The organism is Promicromonospora sp. Marseille-Q5078, from assembly GCF_050315395.1.
In the GTDB taxonomy this organism is placed as follows: domain Bacteria; phylum Actinomycetota; class Actinomycetes; order Actinomycetales; family Cellulomonadaceae; genus Isoptericola.
Window position 1 is genome coordinate 3,464,395 of sequence record NZ_JBNPQG010000001.1, and the last position, 16,769, is coordinate 3,481,163.

Sequence of the window (16,769 nt, forward strand, 5' to 3'; positions counted from 1 at the left end):
GGTCCGCGCCCTCAGTCCCCGTGGTGGTGGAGCCATCCGCGGCGGCGGCCCCGCGAGGAGATCGTGGTGCCGGGCGGCAGCACGAGGTGCGGGTCGAGGGTGCGCGGCACCCCGGCCAGGAAGAGCGCGAAGACGGGGGGACGGCGCTGCACGAGGTCGAGCCGCCCGCCGTCGGCGGCGGCCAGGTCCCGCGCCAGCGCGAGGCCCAGACCGGTGCTTCCGCCCGTCGTCGTGCCCCGCTCGAAGATGCGGGTCGCGACGTCGTCCGCCACCCCGGGTCCCTCGTCCGCGACCTCGACGGCGACCGCGCCCGTCGTGCCCGAGGGACGGGACCGCACGGTCGTGACGCCGTCCCCGTACTTCAGCGAGTTCTCCAGCAGGGTCGCGATGATCTGCGCCAGGGCGCCGGGGGTGGCCAGCACCTGCATCCCGTCGGGGACCTCGATGACCAGCCGGCGCCCGGCACGCTCGAACGTCGGCGCCCACTCCTCCTCCTGCTGGTGCACGACGTCCGCCAGCACCACGGCCTCGGTGGTGCCGCCCTGCGACCGGCGCGACGCGGCGAGCAGGTCGTCCACGACGGTGACGAGCCGCTCCACCTGCTCGAGCGAGATGCGGGCCTCCTCGACGGCCTCCGGGTCGTCCGAGGCGAGCGTGATCTCCTCGAGCCGCATCGTGAGCGCCGTGAGGGGCGTGCGGAGCTGGTGCGACGCGTCTTGCGTGAACTGCCGCTCGGCGGCGAGGCGCCCGGCGAGGCGGTCGGCCGAGCGCGCGAGCTCGGCCGCGACGAGGTCGATCTCCTCGACCCCCGACGGTTCCAGGCGCGGGCGCACCTGTCCCGACCCGAGCTGCTCGGCCGACGCCGCCAGGTACACCAGCGGCGCGGACAGCCGGTTGGCCTGCCAGACGGCGACCGCGATCCCGGCCGCGATCGCGACGATGCCGGCGATGATGACGAGCACGACGGTCTGCGCGGACTTCACGTAGGCGCTGACCGCCGACACCGTCATCGACACGGCCACGTTCTGGTCCGTGAGCTTGGCCTTCTCGATCGTGGGCGCCGAGACCGGCTCCCCCGCGGTGAGCTGGGTGCCGTCCGGGAGCGTGACGACGACGTAGGCGGGCAGGTCGCCGTCCCGGCCCTCGCTGGCGCGCTCCACGACGACGTCGCCGACGATGTCGCCGCGCTCCAGCGTGTTGTCGAGGCTCCGCGCGAGCGTGTCCACCCGGTCGGTGACGCGCTGCTCCTCGTTGGAGAGCACGTAGCGGGCACCGAAGATGCCCAGGGGGACACCGAGCAGGAGGACTGCGACGGCGACCGCGGAGATGGTCGCCAGCAGGACGCGGCGACGCACGGGTCAGCCCTGGTCCGCCGGCGCCGTCAGCTCGCGCCGAGCTCGAAGCGGAAGCCGAGCCCTCGCACGGTGGAGACGTAGCGCGGAGCGTTGGCGTCGTCACCGAGCTTGCGGCGCAGCCACGACACGTGCATGTCGAGGGTCTTGGTCGAGCCCACCGGGTCCGAGCCCCAGACGTCGCGCATCAGCGTGTCGCGCACCACCACCGACCCGGAGTTCGCGACCAGCACCTTCAGCAGGTCGAACTCCTTGGTGGTGAGGTGCAGCTCGCGGTCGCCCTGGAACGCGCGGTGCGCCGCCACGTCGACGCGCACGTCCTGCGCGCGCAGCTCCTCGTCCTCGCCCGTCTCGCCGTGCGTGCGGCGCAGCAGCGCGCGGACGCGGGCGAGCAGCTCGGCGAGGCGGAACGGCTTCGTCACGTAGTCGTCGGCGCCCGCGTCGAGGCCGACCACCAGGTCCACCTCGTCCGCCCGCGCCGTGAGCACCAGCACCGGCACCGTCAGCCCGGACCCGCGGATCTCCCGCGCCACGTCCAGCCCGTCCATGTCCGGGAGGCCCAGGTCGAGGACGACGATGTCCGCGTTCCCGGCGTTGTCAACGGCTCCTTGACCAGTTCCTTGCACGATGACGTCGTAACCCTCACGCGTGAGAGCCCGCGCCAAAGGCTCGGCAATAGCCGGGTCGTCCTCGGCCAGCAGTACGTGGGTCATTCCCTCATGCTAGCGGCATCATCGCTGGTCCTGGGACGTGAGCGACACCACCCTCCGCCGCCACCGGCGGCCCGCGCGCGGTCGTGCGCGGCACACGGCGACGCACCAGGCGTCCTCCCCCGGGCCGACGCCGGCGCGGGGCGGTACGACCCGGGACGGACGCACCCGCCACCGCGCCCACCTACCCTGGCGGTCATGAGCTGGATCGAGAGGGTGGGGCGCTGGTTCGAGGCGCACCGCTTCGGCGTCGACCTCACGACGACCGTGCTGCTCGCGGTGCTCGTGCTCAGCTCGGCCACCGACCTGTACTCCGCCGAGCCGTACCTCTCGCGCAACGCGTCGATCGCCTGGAGCTTCGCCCTCCTCGCGCCCCTCCCCTGGCGCCGCACGCGGCCCGTGCCGTCGGCCGTGGCCGTCTACGTCGTCGCACTGGCGCACGTCCTCGCCGGCTACCCGTTGATCATGCCGGGCGACCTGCTGATCCTCGTCGCCCTGTTCTCCGTCACCGTGTACGGGCCCACCTGGGCGCACGTGACCGCGATCTGCTCGACGGCGGTCGGCACCGTGATCGTGCTGCCCGTCGCCGTCGCGATGCTCGGGGACGCGGGCACGGCCGGCATGGTGGAGGTCGTGCCGGTCGGCATCTTCTGCCTCGTCACCGCGCTCGCCGTCTGGGCGTTCGCCCTGGTGCGCCGTTCCCGCCGCGTCACCATGGACGCCCTGCGCGACCGTGCCCACCGGCTCGAGGTCGAGCGGGACCAGCAGGCACGCATCAGCGCCGCCGCGGAGCGCGCCCGCATCGCCCGGGAGATGCACGACATCGTGGCGCACTCGCTGTCCATCGTCGTCGCGCAGGCGGACGGCGGCCGGTACGCCGCCGCGTCCGACCCCGAGTCGGCGGTGCGCGCGCTGGGCACGATCAGCGAGACCGGCCGCACCGCCCTCACCGACATGCGACGGCTGCTCGGCGTGCTGCGCTCGCAGGACGACGAGGACGCCGCGCACGAGGCGTCGTCCGACGGCGGGGCCGCCCCGGCGCCCCCGCCCGCCGCCGGGACGACGGCCGGCGCCGCCCCGACCCCGTCCCGGGGCGAGCCCCGCGCGGCGCGCCCCGCCCCGCAGCCCGGCGTCGAGGAGATCGAGGACCTCGTGGCCCAGGCGCGCGACGGCGGCCAGCGCGTGTCGCTGGTGCGCGTCGGCGAGCCGCGCACCCTGCCCGCCGGCATGGGGCTGACGCTGTATCGCGTGTGCCAGGAGTCGCTCACCAACGTGCGCAAGCACGCCGGCCCCGACCCTGCCGTCACGGTCGCCGTGCGGTGGACGCCCTCCGTCGTCGAGCTCGAGGTGCTCGACGACGGACGCGGCGCCTCCGCCGTCGGGAACGACCCCGGGTTCGGGCTGCGCGGCATGCGCGAGCGCGCCAACCTGTACGGCGGCGCGCTCGAGGCCGCCCCCGCCCCGGCGGCGGGTTCCGCGTGCACCTCGAGCTCCCGCTGCCCGGCGCGCCCGCCACCGCCGAGCCGCCCGCTGCCGAGCCGCCCGCGGCCCGGCCCACCCCGACGACCACCCCGCAGGAGGACGCATGACCCCGCCCGCCACCGACGTCCCGCCCCCGCCCGGCCCGGCCGGGAGCCCGGGAGCCGGCGTCGTGCGCGTCGCGCTGGTCGACGACCAGCAGCTGGTGCGCGCGGGGTTCCGCATGGTCATCGACTCGCAGCCCGACCTGGAGGTCGCGCTCGAGGCGGGCGACGGCGCCCAGGCTCTCCGGCTGCTCGCCGACCACCGCGTGGACGTCGTCCTCATGGACGTGCGGATGCCGCACCTGGACGGACTCACCGCGACCGCGCGCCTGACCGCCACGCCCGACGCCCCGCGCGTCATCGTCCTCACCACCTTCGACCTCGACGAGTACGTGCTCGAGGCCATCCGCAGCGGCGCTTCCGGCTTCCTCCTCAAGGACGCCCCGCCGGAGGAGATGCTCGCCGCGATCCGCACCGTGCACGCGGGCGACGCCGTCATCGCGCCGTCGTCCACCCGCCGCCTGCTGGAGCACCTCGTCACCGCCCTGCCCGCCGACGAGGCCGCGCCCCAGCACGACGCGCTGGCCGCGCTGACCGAGCGCGAGCGGGAGGTGCTGGTCCTCATGGCGCGCGGCCGGTCCAACACGGAGATCGCCGCCGACCTGTTCGTCGCCGAGGCCACCGTCAAGACCCACGTCGGGCGCATCCTCGCCAAGCTCGACGCCCGCGACCGCGTGCAGGCCGTCGTGACGGCCTACGAGGCCGGCCTCGTCCGCCCCGGCTCCTGACCCGCGACCTGTCAGGACCACACGCACGTTCCTGTGGTCCTGACCCTGACAACCGCCGGGCGTGTCGAGTTGTCAGGGCCACGCGCGCGTTCTGGTGCTCTTGGCCCTGACAAGTCACCAGCCGAGATGGTGGCGCACGACGGCGAGCACCCGGTCCGGCTCGTAGCGTGCGGCCATCGCGGGCAGGCGGACCCGCACGGTGGCGGCGTCGGCGCCGATCTCGGCGTCGCGCAGCAGGTCGTCGTACCAACGGTCGCGCTCCAGGTGCCCGACGCCGTCGATCTCGACGACGAACCGCCGCCCGCCCGGCAGCCGCCACTCGACGTCGAGGAAGCGCCGTCGACCGCGTGCGTCGACGCGGACCGCCTGTCGGTGCGGCTCGGGCAGCCCACCGTCCCGGCACAGCCGGGCGAAGTCGATCTCGGCGAGCGAGTCCGCGCCGCCGACGACGTCCGCGAGCGCCAGGCGCATGACCTTGCGGTGCCGCACCTTGCCCACCGTGTCGAGCATGGCGAACAGGTCGTCGGTGGTGGCGAGGCGCTGCTGCACGACGGCGGCCATCAGCCCGGCAGCGGTGCGCCACGAGCGCTGCCACGCCGCGGCGTCGACGGCGGCCCGGGCGACGCTGTGCACCGGTAGCCCGCCGGCATCGACGACGTCCTCGTCGCGCAGCCGCCGTGACTCGTGCACCACGAGCCACGGGTGCCGGTCGGGGTAGGCGCCGCGCGGGACGACGAGGTGGATCGGCTCACGGTGCCAGCCCTGCAGCCCGTCGACCTCCAGCGCGCTCCATGAGCCGATCACGCTGCCCCGCGGTGCGCCGACCACGGCCGCCCATCGTCGTCCAGCCCGGTTCAGCGGGCCTCGGTGGGTGACGAGCACCTGCTCGCTCAGCGCCCGCCACCGCAGCGCTGCCAGGTGGCAGGCCACCTCGTGGTGCCCGACGCCGAGGGCGGCGAGCTGCGTGCGAGTGACGACGCCGTGCTGCCGACGGATGATCTCCCGCAGCACGGGGACCTTCATGTACACGTCGCGTGATCCGGTCATGGCGGCGAGCGTGGCAAGGGCGGGCGTCGGGCGTCGTCCCGCGGGCCGCTCGTTGTGGACGTCACCCTCCCCGCCCGGTCTGTGGGCAGCCTCTCCCCCGCGAGTTGTCAGGGCCACGACCACCGGAACACGCTCTTGGCCCTGACAGCCGCTCGGGCCGACGAGTTGTCAGGACCAGGAGCACCGCAACCCGCGCGTGGTCCTGACAACTCGCAGGCGCGCAGGTCAGGGACAGTTCAGGGTGGCGCTCAGGGTCGGTGTCATACCTGAGGATGACCTGGGAGCCGCGCAGGACCAGCCCCCGGACCGATGTCCGCGCGTCCGGCGCTCCGTAGCGTCGCTGGTGTCCTGGTCCACGGCCTGCTGGCAGCCCGCGGACCACCACCCCGAGACACCGGAGAGCTTCCGTGGACACGACCGTGTACGTCCCGATCCCCGACGAGGGCACCGCCGCCCGGCCCACCGTCACCCCGGCCGTGCGGGCCCGCGCCCTCACCAAGACGTACGGGCGCGGCGAGGCGCAGGTGCGCGCCCTCGACGGCGTCGACGTCGACTTCACGGCCGGCCGCTTCACCGCGATCATGGGCCCGTCCGGCTCGGGCAAGTCGACCCTCATGCACCTGCTGGCCGGCCTGGACAGCGCCACCGGCGGGCAGGCCTTCATCGGCTCCACCGAGGTGACCGGCCTGAACGACAAGGCGCTCACCGCGCTGCGCCGGTCCCGCGTGGGCTTCGTCTTCCAGCAGTTCAACCTGCTGCCCATGTTCACCGCGGAGCAGAACATCACGCTGCCGGTGGAGCTGGCGGGCGGCACGGTCGACCGGGCGTGGTTCGGCACGCTCGTCGACACGCTCGGCCTCGGCAAGCGGCTCACCCACCGCCCGAGCGAGCTGTCCGGCGGCCAGCAGCAGCGCGTCGCGATCGCGCGCGCCCTCGTCGCCCAGCCCGACGTGGTGTTCGCGGACGAGCCGACGGGCAACCTCGACTCCCGCTCCGGCGCCGAGGTGCTCAGCTTCCTGCGCCGCTCCGTGCGCGAGCTCGGCCGCACGATCATCATGGTCACCCACGACCCGGCGGCCGCCGCGTACGCCGACCGCGTCGTCCTCATCGCCGACGGCAAGATCGCGGGCGACATCTCCGACCCGACGCCGGAGTCCGCCCTCGCCGGCCTCGACGCGCTGCGGACGGTGGGCGCGCGATGATCCGCCTCACCCTGTCGCAGATGCGGCGGAGCGCCGGGCGCCTCGCCGCCGCCGGCCTCGCGATCGTGATCAGCACGGCGTTCGTCGCGATCACGCTGCTCGCGGGCAACGTCATCACCCGCACCACCTACGACTCGATCGCCGCCCAGTACACGGGGGCCGACCTCGTCGTCCGCGGCGTCCCCGTCGACGACGCCGACCTGGACGCCGTGCGCGGCGTGGACGGCGTCGCCACGGCCGACCAGCAGCTCATGTCGTTCCAGCAGCTCGAGAACGGCGGCCGCACGATCTACCAGGCCGTGCTGGCCGAGCCGTCGGACACGTCGGTGCTGCCGCTCGAGGTCGCCGACGGCGCGCTGCCCGACGCCTCGGGCCAGATCGCGCTGCCGGTCGACGTGGCCGAGCGCCTCAAGGTCTCGGCGGGCGACCAGGTCACCCTGGTCCGCAACGTCCTCGACGACCCGCAGGAGGCGACGTGGAAGGAGGTCCGGGAGCGGCTCACCGTCTCCGGCACCCTCACCGACCCGTTCGGCGCGTACTCGATGCAGGGCGGCGCCGCCGTCGCCCCCGCGGCCGACGTCACCGCCTGGGAGGACGCCCTGCGCGCCCCCGGCGAGGAGCCGACCGACCCGGCGACCGCGCTCGTCACGCTCGATGGCGGCACCGACGTCGAGCAGGCCCGCACCGCGATCTCGGGCGCGCTCACCAGCGCCGCGTCGGCCTCCGGCGCGGACACCGCGGACCTGCAGGTCGTGACGCCGACCGAGCACGCGGAGACCGTCGCCAACGAGATGACCGGCGGCGACAACGTCATCTTCACGGCGTTCGTGCTCGTGTTCGCCGCCGTCGCGCTGCTCGTCGCCGCGCTCGTCATCGCGAACACGTTCCAGGTGCTGGTCGCCCAGCGCACCCGCACGCTGGCGCTGCTGCGCTGCGTCGGGGCGGACAAGGGCCAGCTGCGCCGGTCGGTGCTGTTCGAGGCGGCCGTGCTCGGCCTGCTCTCCTCGGCCGTGGGCCTGCTGGCCGGGATCGGCCTGGGTCAGGCCGCGCTCGCCGTGGGCGGGAGCATGGACCTGGGCGTCCCGCTGCCGTCGACGGTCCACGTCACGCCCGCCGTGGTCCTCGTCCCGCTCGTCGTGGGCGTCGTCGTGACCCTCGTCGCGGCGCTCTCCCCCGCCCGTGCCGCGACCCGCGTCGCCCCGCTCGAGGCGCTCCGCCCCGCGGACGCACCCTCGGCCGCCCGGGGCGCCGGTCGCGTCCGCCTGGTGCTGTCGATCCTCGTCTCCGTGATCGGCTTCGTCGTGCTGGGCGGCGGCGTCGCCCTGAGCACCGCGGGCGGCGAGCCCAGCGCGGGCCTCCTCGTCGGCGTCGCGGGCGGCGTCCTGTCGTTCGTCGGCGTCCTGGTCGGGGCCGTGTTCTGGCTGCCCCGCGTGGTGGCGCTCGCCGGGCGTCTCGTGGGCCTGTCGGGCCCGACGGCGCGGCTCGCGGCCGCGAACACGCTGCGCAACCCGCGCCGCACGGCCGCCACGTCCACGGCCCTGCTCATCGGCGTCACGCTCGTCGGCATGATGTCGACCGGCGCGGCCAGCGCGCGGGTCACCATGGACTCCGAGCTCGACTCCCGCTACCCGGTGGACGTCACCGTCTCGACCGACCTGTCGAGCGACCCCACGAGCGTCGCCGCCGGCGACGGCACCGTCGCGCCGGTCCCCACGACCCTGGCCGACACCGTCCGCGAGGTCTCCGGCGTGTCCACCGTGGTGGAGTCGCCGGCCTCCGCGGCCCAGGTCACCGGGGACGGCGTCGACGACGGCCTCGCCGTCACGGTCCGCGGCGTGCAGCCGGCGGACGCCACGTCGGTGCTGCGCAGCACCGAGATGGTCGCCCCGCTCGCACCGGGCACGGCCGTCGTGCCGGAGGAGCTGTCCGAGGCGTGGGGCATCACCGACGGGCAGACCCTCACCCTCGCGGGACCGGACGGGAGGCTCGAGGTCACGGCGGCGGTCACCGACCTCGCCGACAGCGGCTTCCTCGTGGTGCCGGACGACCTCGCCGCGCTCGACGCGGACGCCCCGGTGACCAGCCTCTGGGTGGGGCTCGACGACCCGTCCGACGCGGTCGACGTGGTGCCGGACGTCCAGGACGCGGTGGCCGACACCGAGGCGCCCGCCGACGTGGTGGGCGCGGCGGTGGAGCGCGCCGGCTTCCAGCAGGTGATCGACACCGCGCTGGGGATCGTCGTGGGCCTGCTGGCCGCGGCGGTCGTGATCGCGCTGATCGGCGTGGCCAACACGCTGTCCCTGTCGGTCATCGAACGGCGGCGGGAGTCCGCCACGCTGCGGGCGATCGGGCTCTCCAAGGGCCAGCTGCGCGGCATGCTCGCCGTCGAGGGGCTGCTCATCGCGGTCGTCGGCGCGGTGCTCGGCGTGCTGCTCGGCCTGGTCTACGGCTGGGCGGGCGCCGCGGCGGCGCTCGGCTGGGCCGGCACCCCGGCGATCGTCGTGCCGTGGCGCGACGTGCTGCTGATGCTGGTCGTGGCCGCCGTCGCCGGGCTCGTGGCATCGGTCGCGCCGGCCCGCACCGCGGCGCGCACGTCGCCGGTGGAGGCGCTCGCGAGCGAGTGACCCGGCAGTTGTCCACAGGCCGTCCGTGACGGCCGCCCGGGGCGGGCACCCTGGAGGTCATGTCGACCTCCGCGGTGCCCGCCCTCGCCGTCTCCCGCCCTGCGCCCCGCGCCGGCGGGGACGGCGACGTGCGCGTGACCGTGCACCCTGGCGAGGACGTCCTGCTGCCGGCCGGGGCGATCCTCGGCGCCTGCCGGGCGGACCTCGCCGCCCTGCTGCGCCGGCCGGAGCTGCGGCACTCCCCGCTCGCCGCGGACGGGGTCCCCGTGACCGATGCCGACGTCGTCGGGGACCGCCCGCTGCTGCCGGGGGCGGTGCTCACCCTGCACGAGCCGTCGGCGGAGCGGCAGCGGTCGGGCGCCCGCGGCGGCGCCGACCCCGCCGTCGTGCTCGGCCGGCCGTGGCTCGTCGCCCGGGCCGACGGCTCGGCCGCGGGCACGGCGGCCTCCCTCGCTCCCGGCGTCGCCGCAGCCCTTCGCGACGACGACCGCTCCGCAGGCGCTCCCCGCGACGGCGGCCCCCCGACCGGCGTCGTCGTGCGCGCCGACCCGCGGCGGCCCGAGCGCGTCACGGTCCGCGCCCGGGCCGGCCGGGCGGCGGGGTCGCCGCGTCTCGTGCGGCCCGACGCCCCGGCCCGGCGACGACCACGGCGCGTCGGGCGCCTCCCCCGCCGGTGGCGACCGGGTGAGCGCCTCGAGCTGGCGGGGCCGCACGGGAGCCGCGCGTGGACCCTGCACCGCTCCGGCGACGCGGCGACGTGGCTCGACGCCGTCCCCGGCCGCGCCGCGGGCGGCAGCGCCGGCACGTCCGGGGCGCCGGGCGCGGGCATGCTCGCCACGGCCGCGCTCCCCGTCGTCGGCTCCCTCGTCCTCGCCGCCGTGCTGCGCCAGCCCGCCTACGCCCTGTTCTCCCTGCTCGGCCTTGCGACCCTGGTCCCGCAGCTCGTCGCCGCCCGGCGCCGGCGCCGCACCGGCGCGACCGCCCCGGACCCCGCAGGCGCCGGGCCGGGGGCGCCCGGCGACGGGGCCGGCCCGGGCACCCCGGCGGGCCACGTCGTGGGCGACGCGCCGGGCCCGCTGCTCGCCCGGCTGGTCGCGGCGCACCACGCCTCGGACGGCGCATGGCGGGCCGCCGTCGCCCGGGCCGCGACCCGGGCGCGCGCTCCCGGGCACGGCCCGGGTGGTCCGGGGGCGGCCGCCACGGAGGGCGTCGTCGCCCGGCTCGTCCCGGACGGCGCGATGGCGGTCGTCGGCAGCCGCGCGGACGTGCTGGCCGCCGCACGGTCGGCGGTCGTGGAGCTCGCCGCGGCGGGCGCGTCGGTCGACGTCGCGGGCGCGGACGACGCCTGGTCGTGGTGCCGCTGGCTGCCCGCGGGAGGCCCGCCCGTGCTGGTCGTCGACCTGCCGGACTCGGCGGACGACGCCGGCGCGCTCGTGGACGCCGCGCGCCGGGAGGACGTCGCCGCCCGGGGCGGGGCCGTGCTCCTGTGCCTCCCCGACGGCGCGCCCGTGCCGGCGTGGTGCCGCACGACGTGGCGGGTGCGGGGAGGGTCGGTGCGTCGGTCCGCCCCGGACGGCTCCGCGGCCTCCGGCCCGTTGGTCGGGGTCACCGCGGACCGGGCGGAGCACGCGGCACGCCTCGTCGCGGGGCTGGCGGGGCTGCGGCGGTCCCTCGGCACCCTGGACCTCCCGGACGGCCGTGCGGCAAGCGGCCATGGTGCGGTGGACGTCGGCGCCGGTGACGGCGACCCCGTCGACCCCCGGCTCCCCGCCGTCGTCCCCCTCGTCACGCTGCTCGACGAGCCGGACGACCCCGGCGCGGGCTGGGACGCGGCCGACGGCTGGGCCGTGCCGGTCGGCCGGGACGCCCGGGGGCGCGCGGTGCCCTTCGACCTGGTCGCGGACGGCCCGCACCTGCTCGTGGCGGGGACCACCGGCGCGGGCAAGTCCGAGCTGCTGCAGTCGCTGGTGCTGGGGCTCGCCGCGCGCCGCTCCCCGCGGGACCTCGCGCTGGCGCTGGTGGACTTCAAGGGCGGCGCGTCGTTCGGCGCCTGCGCACGGCTGCCGCACGTGGTCGGCCAGGTGACCGACCTCGACCCCGGGCTCGCGGGGCGCGCCCTCGCCGGCCTGCGGGCCGAGCTGCACCGGCGCGAGCACGTGCTGGCGCGGCACGGCGTCGCGGACCTGGCCGCGCTGCCGGCCGGGCTCCCCGACGCCCCGCCGCGGCTGGTCGTCGTCGTGGACGAGTTCCGCGCCCTGGCCGACGACCTCCCCGACTTCCTGCCCGGGCTGCTCCGCGTCGCCGCCCAGGGCCGCTCGCTGGGCGTGCACCTCGTGCTCGCGACGCAGCGACCCGCCGGTGCCGTGAGCGCCGACGTCCGTGCGAACGTGTCCGCGCGGCTCGCCCTACGGGTGGTGGACGTCGCCGACTCGCTCGACGTCGTCGAGACGGCCGCGGCCGCGCGGATACCCCCGGGCGTGCCCGGTCGCGCGGTCCTGCGCCGAGGCGCCGAGCCGCCCGTCGTGGTGCAGTGCGCGCACGCCGCGGGCCGTCCCACCGCCGGGAGCGTCGTGCGGCGGGCGCCGGCGTGGGGCGCGCCGCCGACGGCCGACGACCATGCCGACGACCATGCCGACGACCATGCCGACGACCATGCCGACGCCACCGCGTCTGGGGTGGTGGAGCGGCTCGTGGACGGTGCCCGCGCCGCGGCCGAGGCACGCGGCCTGCGGCCCGGCCGGGCACCGTGGCTGCCCCCGCTGCCCGAACACCTCCCGGCGGACGACGCCGACCTGTCCGACGCCGCCGACACCCACGACGCCGACACCCACGACGCCGGCACTCACGACGCGGGTGCCACCGGCACGCCGCGCGGGCTGCCCGTGGCGATGGGCGACGACCCCGACCGCCAGCGGCGCACCCTGCTGCGCTGGGACCCGGAGGCCGGTCACCTGGGCGTCGTCGGCCGCGCGCGCTCCGGCCGCACGACCACGCTGGTGACGCTGGCGCAGGCCGCCCTCGACCGCGGGTGGCACGTACACGTGCTCGCCCCGTCGGCGGTCCTGGCGCGGTTCGCCGCCCTCGAGGACCGTCCGGGCCTCGGCACGCTCGCCGGCCCGCAGTCCCCGCGGCGCGCGGCTCGGCTGCTGCGGCTGCTGGCCGAGCGCCCGTCGCCCGTGCCGTCGCTCGTGCTGGTCGACGGCGTCGAGGAGCTGCGCGCCGCGCTCGCCGGGCCGGAGCCGTGGGACCCGCTCTCACGCGCGCTGGCGACGCCCGGGGTGGCGTTCGCCCTCGCGTCGGACGGCGCGACCCTCGGGGGGCTGGCCCCGCGCGTCGGCCCGAGGATCGTGCTGCTGGGCCGGGAGGCGCACGCCGACGTGGTCCTCGGCGCCCCGTCGGACCTGGCGGGTCGCGGCGGCCCGCCGGGGCGGGCGGCCTGGCTCGGACGGCAGCAGCTCCTGTGCCAGGTGCTCCTCCCCGCCGACGGCCCGGCACGCACGGCGATCCGCCCGGCGACGCCGCCGCCCGTCGTGCGCCCGCTCCCCGCCACGGTCGAGGAGCGGGACCTCGCCCCCGCCGGGCGCCATCGCGCCGCGCCGCCGGGCGGCGCGGGCACCGTCGAGGGAGTCGTCGAGGGAGTCGTCGAGGGAGTCGTCGAGGGAGTCGTCGTCCCGGTGGGGGTCGGGGGCGACGACGCGGCCCCCGTCGGGCTCGACGTCGCGCACGGCGCCCTCGTCACCGGCCCCCGGGGCAGCGGGCGCACCACCGTGCTGCGGGTGGTCGCCCGCCGGCTGGCTGCCGCGGGCCGGCTCGCGGGCGTGGTCTCGCGCGACGCCGCCCTGCGGCGCGACGCGGGCGCGGCGCCCGCGGTCTCCCCGTCCCCGGCCGCCCTGGGCGGGTTCCTGGACGCCCTCGGGCCCGGCGTCCTCGTCGTGGACGACCTGGACGCCCTTGCCCAGCAGCTCCCGCTCGAGGCCGAGCGGCTCGCCGGGCTCGTCGACGCCGGCGGGCGCGCCCTCGTCGCGTCGTCCACGACGACCGGCACGGTGCTCGCACACCGTGGCGCGCTCGCGGAGCTGCGGGCGCGGCGTACGGGCGTCGTGCTGCACCCGGGCGAGCGCGGCGCCGACGACCTGCTGGGGGTGCCCCTCGCGGACGCGGCCGACCCCGGCCCGGCGCGGGCGGGTCGGGCCGCGCTCGTCGTGTCGGGCCGGGTGCGGGCGGTGCAGGTGGCGCGGCCGGGGGACGACCCGCCCGCGTCAGCCGGAGGTCACCTCGACCACCCGGCGGGACATGACGGCGAGCAGCACCGCGACAGCGACCACGAGGAGGCCGACGCCCGCGAGCACGCCCCACAGGGCGCCCGCGGTGAGCAGGCTGACGCCGACGAGGCCCTGCATGATCTGCCATACGACGACCGGCGCGCGCCCGCCACGACGCCCGGCCCACAGGGCGCGGCACGCGACGACGAGCAGCCAGCCGAGCCCGAGGCAGAAGACGACCAGGAAGGCGCTCCCGGCGACGCTGCTCGAGGCGCCGCGCACCAGCTCGAGACCGACCAGCGCCGCGGCGACGACCAGCAGCAGCACCTCGATCGCGATCCCCGCCGCGACCACCCGCAGGCCGGGTGGCCGGGAGCCGTGAGGGCCGTCGTCGGCGCCGGGCGAGGGGGTGACAGGAGGGCGCATGACACGTCAGAATACGTGCGACCTGCAGTTTCACGACAGTGTGATGAAGCACTCACGCTTCATGCGCGAGAAACTTCCGCGTAACCCCTTGTGCGGCGCTTCACGAGGTGTGACGCTGGACAGCAGATTCCGCAACCCCCACCCACCGGACCCGGACGGGCGCGCCGCGGCGCGCCCCCAGACGGACCGGGTTCCCTGCACCGAGGAGATGGACATGGACTGGCGCCACAAGGCCGCCTGCCTCGACGAGGACCCTGAGCTCTTCTTCCCCATCGGCAACACCGGCCCCGCCCTCCTGCAGATCGAGGAGGCCAAGGCCGTCTGCCGTCGCTGCGACGTCGTCGACACGTGCCTGAAGTGGGCCATCGAGTCCGGCCAGGACGCCGGCGTCTGGGGTGGCATGAGCGAGGACGAGCGCCGGGCGCTGAAGCGCCGCACGGCGCGCGCGCGCCGCGCCGGCTGACCTCCGGGTCGCCACGAGACACCCGAAGGGACGGACCGCACCGCGGTCCGTCCCTTCGTCTCGTCCGGGAGCACTCGTCGGCGCCCCGCCGTCAGCGGCCCGACGTCAGTAGCGCGACGCCGGCTGGCCGTCGCGCAGCTCCAGCTCCAGCACCACCTGCGTGCCGCCGCCCTCGCGCGCCTCCCAGTCGATGGTGCCGCCCAGCTCGTTGGTCACGAGCGTCTGCACGATCTGGGACCCGAGGCCGCTGCGCGACGCCCGACCGAGCGTGGCGATGCCGTCCGGCATCCCCACCCCGTCGTCGGCGACGACCACGCGCATCGACCCCCCGTCGCGCTGCACGTCGATCTCCACGGTGCCCGACTCCCGCCCCGGGAACCCGTGCTCGACCGCGTTGGTCACCAGCTCGGTGAGGACCAGCGCGAGGGGCGTGGCGTCCTGCGCGGGCACCATCCCGAACGACCCGGTCTGGCGGGTACGCACCTGGGTGTTCGTCGACGCGACGTCGGCGGCGAGGCGCAGGGCGCGGCTCAGCATGTCGTCGAGCTCCACGTGCTCGTCGAGGGTCTGCGACAGCGACTCGTGCACCATCGAGATGGTCGCGACGCGGCGCATCGCCTCCTCGAGCGCGGCCCGCGCCTCGGGCACGTCCATGCGCCGGGCCTGCAGCCGCAGCAGGGCGGCGACGGTCGCGAGGTTGTTCTTCACGCGGTGGTGGATCTCGCGGATCGTCGCGTCCTTGGTCATGAGCTCGCGCTCGCGCCGGCGCAGCTCGGACACGTCGCGGCACAGCAGCACGGCGCCGATGCGCTGACCGCGGTCGGTCAGCGGCAGCGCGCGCAGCGACAGCGCGACGCCCTTCGCCTCGATGTCGGTGCGCCACGGCGCACGGCCCATCACGACCAGCGGCAGGGACTCGTCCACGGTGGACTGGTACTGCACGATGTCGGCGGTCACCTCCACCAGCGACTGCCCGACGAGCGGCCCGATCACGCCGAGCCGGTGGAAGCAGGACAGGGCGTTCGGGCTGGCGTACAGCACCTCGCCCTCGGAGTTGAGGCGGATCAGCCCGTCGCCGACGCGCGGGGCGCCGCGCCGGGGCCCGGTGGCCGCGTTGGGGGCGGGGTACTCGCCGCGCGCGATCATCGCGAGGATGTCGTCGGCCGACTCCACGTAGTTGAGCTCGAGCCGGCTGGGCGTGCGGCCGGAGCCGAGGTTGGTCTGCCGGGCGACGACGGCGATCGGCCGCCCGTCGTGCACCACGGGCACGGCCTCCTCGCGCACGGCGTACGCGCCGAACCAGCGCGGCTCGCGCGAGCGCTGCGACCGCACCTCGGTCATCGCGGCCGCGAGCTGCGGGCGCTGCCCGTCGGGGGCGAACGACCCGACGATGTCGTCGTAGTGCACGGTCGCGCCGGTGGACGGCCGGCACTGCGCGAGGGCGACGAACCCGCCGTCGGTGGTCGGGAGCCAGAGCACCAGGTCGGCGAACGCGAGGTCTGACACGAGCTGCCAGTCGCCGACGAGCAGGTGCAACCACTCGACGTCTCCCTCGGAGAGGTCGGTGTTCTGGGCGATGAGGTCACTCATGGCGGACACGCCCACCAGCCTACGGGCGTCCCCGGTCTCCCTCGGCGTCGGTAGGGTGACCTCGTGCACCTGACCGTGGAGCTCACCTACGCGGCGGACGCGGACGACGTCGCGGCGATGCTCGCCGACGAGGCGTTCGTCCGATGGCGCGCGCGTCGGGGCCCGACAGGCGACGTCGAGCAGACGGACGTCACGGGCAGCCCGGCCACGGGGTTCAGCGTCGTGGTGCGGCGCACGCTGCCCACGGACCTCATCCCCGCACAGGTCCGGCCGTTCGTCGGCGACCACCTCGAGGTCCGGCAGGCGGAGGTCTGGGAGGCACCCGCGGGCGACCTGCGCACCGGCACCATCGCCGTCGAGATCGCCGGCGCCCCGGTCCGCGTGACCGGCACCGTGCGGCTCGAGCCGCTGCCCGGCGGCGGCACCCGGCAGGTGTACGACGGCGAGGTCCGGGCCACGGTGCCGCTCTTCGGCGCCGCGGTGGCCGAGGCCGCCGCGCGGGCCGTCAGGACCACCCTGGAGGCCGAGGGCGCGGCCGGCCGCGAGTGGCTCGCCGAGCGTCGCGGACCGGGTGAAGACCGGTAACGATCCGGACACGCCCCCATCGCGCAAGTCCCTGACCTGCGGCGACACCACTGCTCACGTCACGAAGCGGCAACGGCGCCCGCAGCGGGCTTGACTTGCACGGCTACCGAAGTCCAGCATCATCTCCTGGCTGTGGGAGCGCTACCACCACGGAGGTGGGAGCGCTACCAACCCTCCAACTCGCAAGCCCGAACCAG

The 16,769-nt window shown here is 76.4% G+C and carries 10 protein-coding genes and 1 pseudogene; 7 read left to right on the plus strand and 4 right to left on the minus strand.

Annotated elements, in window-relative coordinates:
• Window positions 1–11 precede the first annotated feature (11 nt).
• Both ACQFYA_RS15980 and ACQFYA_RS15985 read right to left on the minus strand, forming a co-directional pair.
• Window positions 12–1,355, minus strand: a complete 1,344-nt coding sequence (locus tag ACQFYA_RS15980; protein ID WP_499125787.1) for a sensor histidine kinase — start codon at window positions 1,353–1,355, stop codon at window positions 12–14.
• Between the two features lie 26 nt (window positions 1,356–1,381).
• A complete protein-coding gene (locus tag ACQFYA_RS15985; protein WP_499125788.1) occupies window positions 1,382–2,065 on the minus strand; it encodes a response regulator transcription factor in 684 nt (227 codons plus the stop codon).
• Window positions 2,066–2,260: 195 nt separating this feature from the next.
• Here ACQFYA_RS15985 and ACQFYA_RS15990 point away from each other — a divergent pair.
• A pseudogene (locus ACQFYA_RS15990) lies at window positions 2,261–3,481 on the plus strand (sensor histidine kinase); the annotation flags it as partial.
• Window positions 3,482–3,647: 166 nt separating this feature from the next.
• On the plus strand, window positions 3,648–4,373 hold the full coding sequence (locus tag ACQFYA_RS15995; protein ID WP_499125790.1) for a response regulator: 726 nt from the start codon (window positions 3,648–3,650) through the stop codon (window positions 4,371–4,373).
• 114 nt (window positions 4,374–4,487) lie between these two features.
• Here ACQFYA_RS15995 and ACQFYA_RS16000 read toward each other — a convergent pair whose 3' ends face one another.
• A complete protein-coding gene (locus tag ACQFYA_RS16000) occupies window positions 4,488–5,420 on the minus strand; it encodes a hypothetical protein (protein ID WP_499125791.1) in 933 nt (310 codons plus the stop codon).
• A gap of 407 nt (window positions 5,421–5,827) precedes the next feature.
• Between ACQFYA_RS16000 and ACQFYA_RS16005 the strand changes: the two genes are divergently transcribed.
• The 4 genes from ACQFYA_RS16005 to ACQFYA_RS16020 all read left to right on the plus strand — a co-directional run bounded on the left by ACQFYA_RS16005 (window position 5,828) and on the right by ACQFYA_RS16020 (window position 14,397).
• Window positions 5,828–6,622 (plus strand): ABC transporter ATP-binding protein, encoded by a 795-nt coding sequence (locus tag ACQFYA_RS16005; protein ID WP_499125792.1) that lies wholly within the window; start codon window positions 5,828–5,830, stop codon window positions 6,620–6,622.
• On the plus strand, window positions 6,619–9,246 hold the full coding sequence (locus tag ACQFYA_RS16010; RefSeq protein ID WP_499125794.1) for an FtsX-like permease family protein: 2,628 nt from the start codon (window positions 6,619–6,621) through the stop codon (window positions 9,244–9,246). Before ACQFYA_RS16005 ends, ACQFYA_RS16010 begins: the two co-directional genes overlap by 4 nt.
• A gap of 59 nt (window positions 9,247–9,305) precedes the next feature.
• A complete protein-coding gene (locus ACQFYA_RS16015; RefSeq protein WP_499125796.1) occupies window positions 9,306–14,018 on the plus strand; it encodes an FtsK/SpoIIIE domain-containing protein in 4,713 nt (1,570 codons plus the stop codon).
• Window positions 14,019–14,148: 130 nt separating this feature from the next.
• Entirely contained in the window at window positions 14,149–14,397 is a 249-nt protein-coding gene (locus ACQFYA_RS16020) for a WhiB family transcriptional regulator (protein ID WP_166849954.1), read from the plus strand.
• Between the two features lie 105 nt (window positions 14,398–14,502).
• Here the strand turns inward: ACQFYA_RS16020 and ACQFYA_RS16025 are convergent, their stop codons facing one another.
• Window positions 14,503–15,987, minus strand: a complete 1,485-nt coding sequence (locus tag ACQFYA_RS16025) for a sensor histidine kinase (RefSeq protein WP_499127570.1) — start codon at window positions 15,985–15,987, stop codon at window positions 14,503–14,505.
• 63 nt (window positions 15,988–16,050) lie between these two features.
• Here ACQFYA_RS16025 and ACQFYA_RS16030 point away from each other — a divergent pair, with 63 nt between their 5' ends.
• Window positions 16,051–16,572 carry a DUF2505 domain-containing protein gene (locus ACQFYA_RS16030; protein WP_499125798.1) on the plus strand — a complete coding sequence of 174 codons (522 nt, stop codon included), beginning with the start codon at window positions 16,051–16,053 and terminating at the stop codon, window positions 16,570–16,572.
• The last annotated feature ends 197 nt before the right edge of the window (window positions 16,573–16,769 follow it).

Bases quoted from the DNA above. Each gene is read 5' to 3' on its own strand.
- ACQFYA_RS16000 (WP_499125791.1), bottom strand. From the start codon at position 5,420: ATGACCGGATCACGCGACGTGTACATGAAGGTCCCCGTGCTGCGGGAG.
- ACQFYA_RS16010 (WP_499125794.1), top strand. From the start codon at position 6,619: ATGATCCGCCTCACCCTGTCGCAGATGCGGCGGAGCGCCGGGCGCCTC.
- ACQFYA_RS15985 (WP_499125788.1), bottom strand. From the start codon at position 2,065: ATGACCCACGTACTGCTGGCCGAGGACGACCCGGCTATTGCCGAGCCT.
- ACQFYA_RS16025 (WP_499127570.1), bottom strand. From the start codon at position 15,987: ATGAGTGACCTCATCGCCCAGAACACCGACCTCTCCGAGGGAGACGTC.
- ACQFYA_RS15995 (WP_499125790.1), top strand. From the start codon at position 3,648: ATGACCCCGCCCGCCACCGACGTCCCGCCCCCGCCCGGCCCGGCCGGG.
- ACQFYA_RS16020 (WP_166849954.1), top strand. From the start codon at position 14,149: ATGGACTGGCGCCACAAGGCCGCCTGCCTCGACGAGGACCCTGAGCTC.
- ACQFYA_RS16015 (WP_499125796.1), top strand. From the start codon at position 9,306: ATGTCGACCTCCGCGGTGCCCGCCCTCGCCGTCTCCCGCCCTGCGCCC.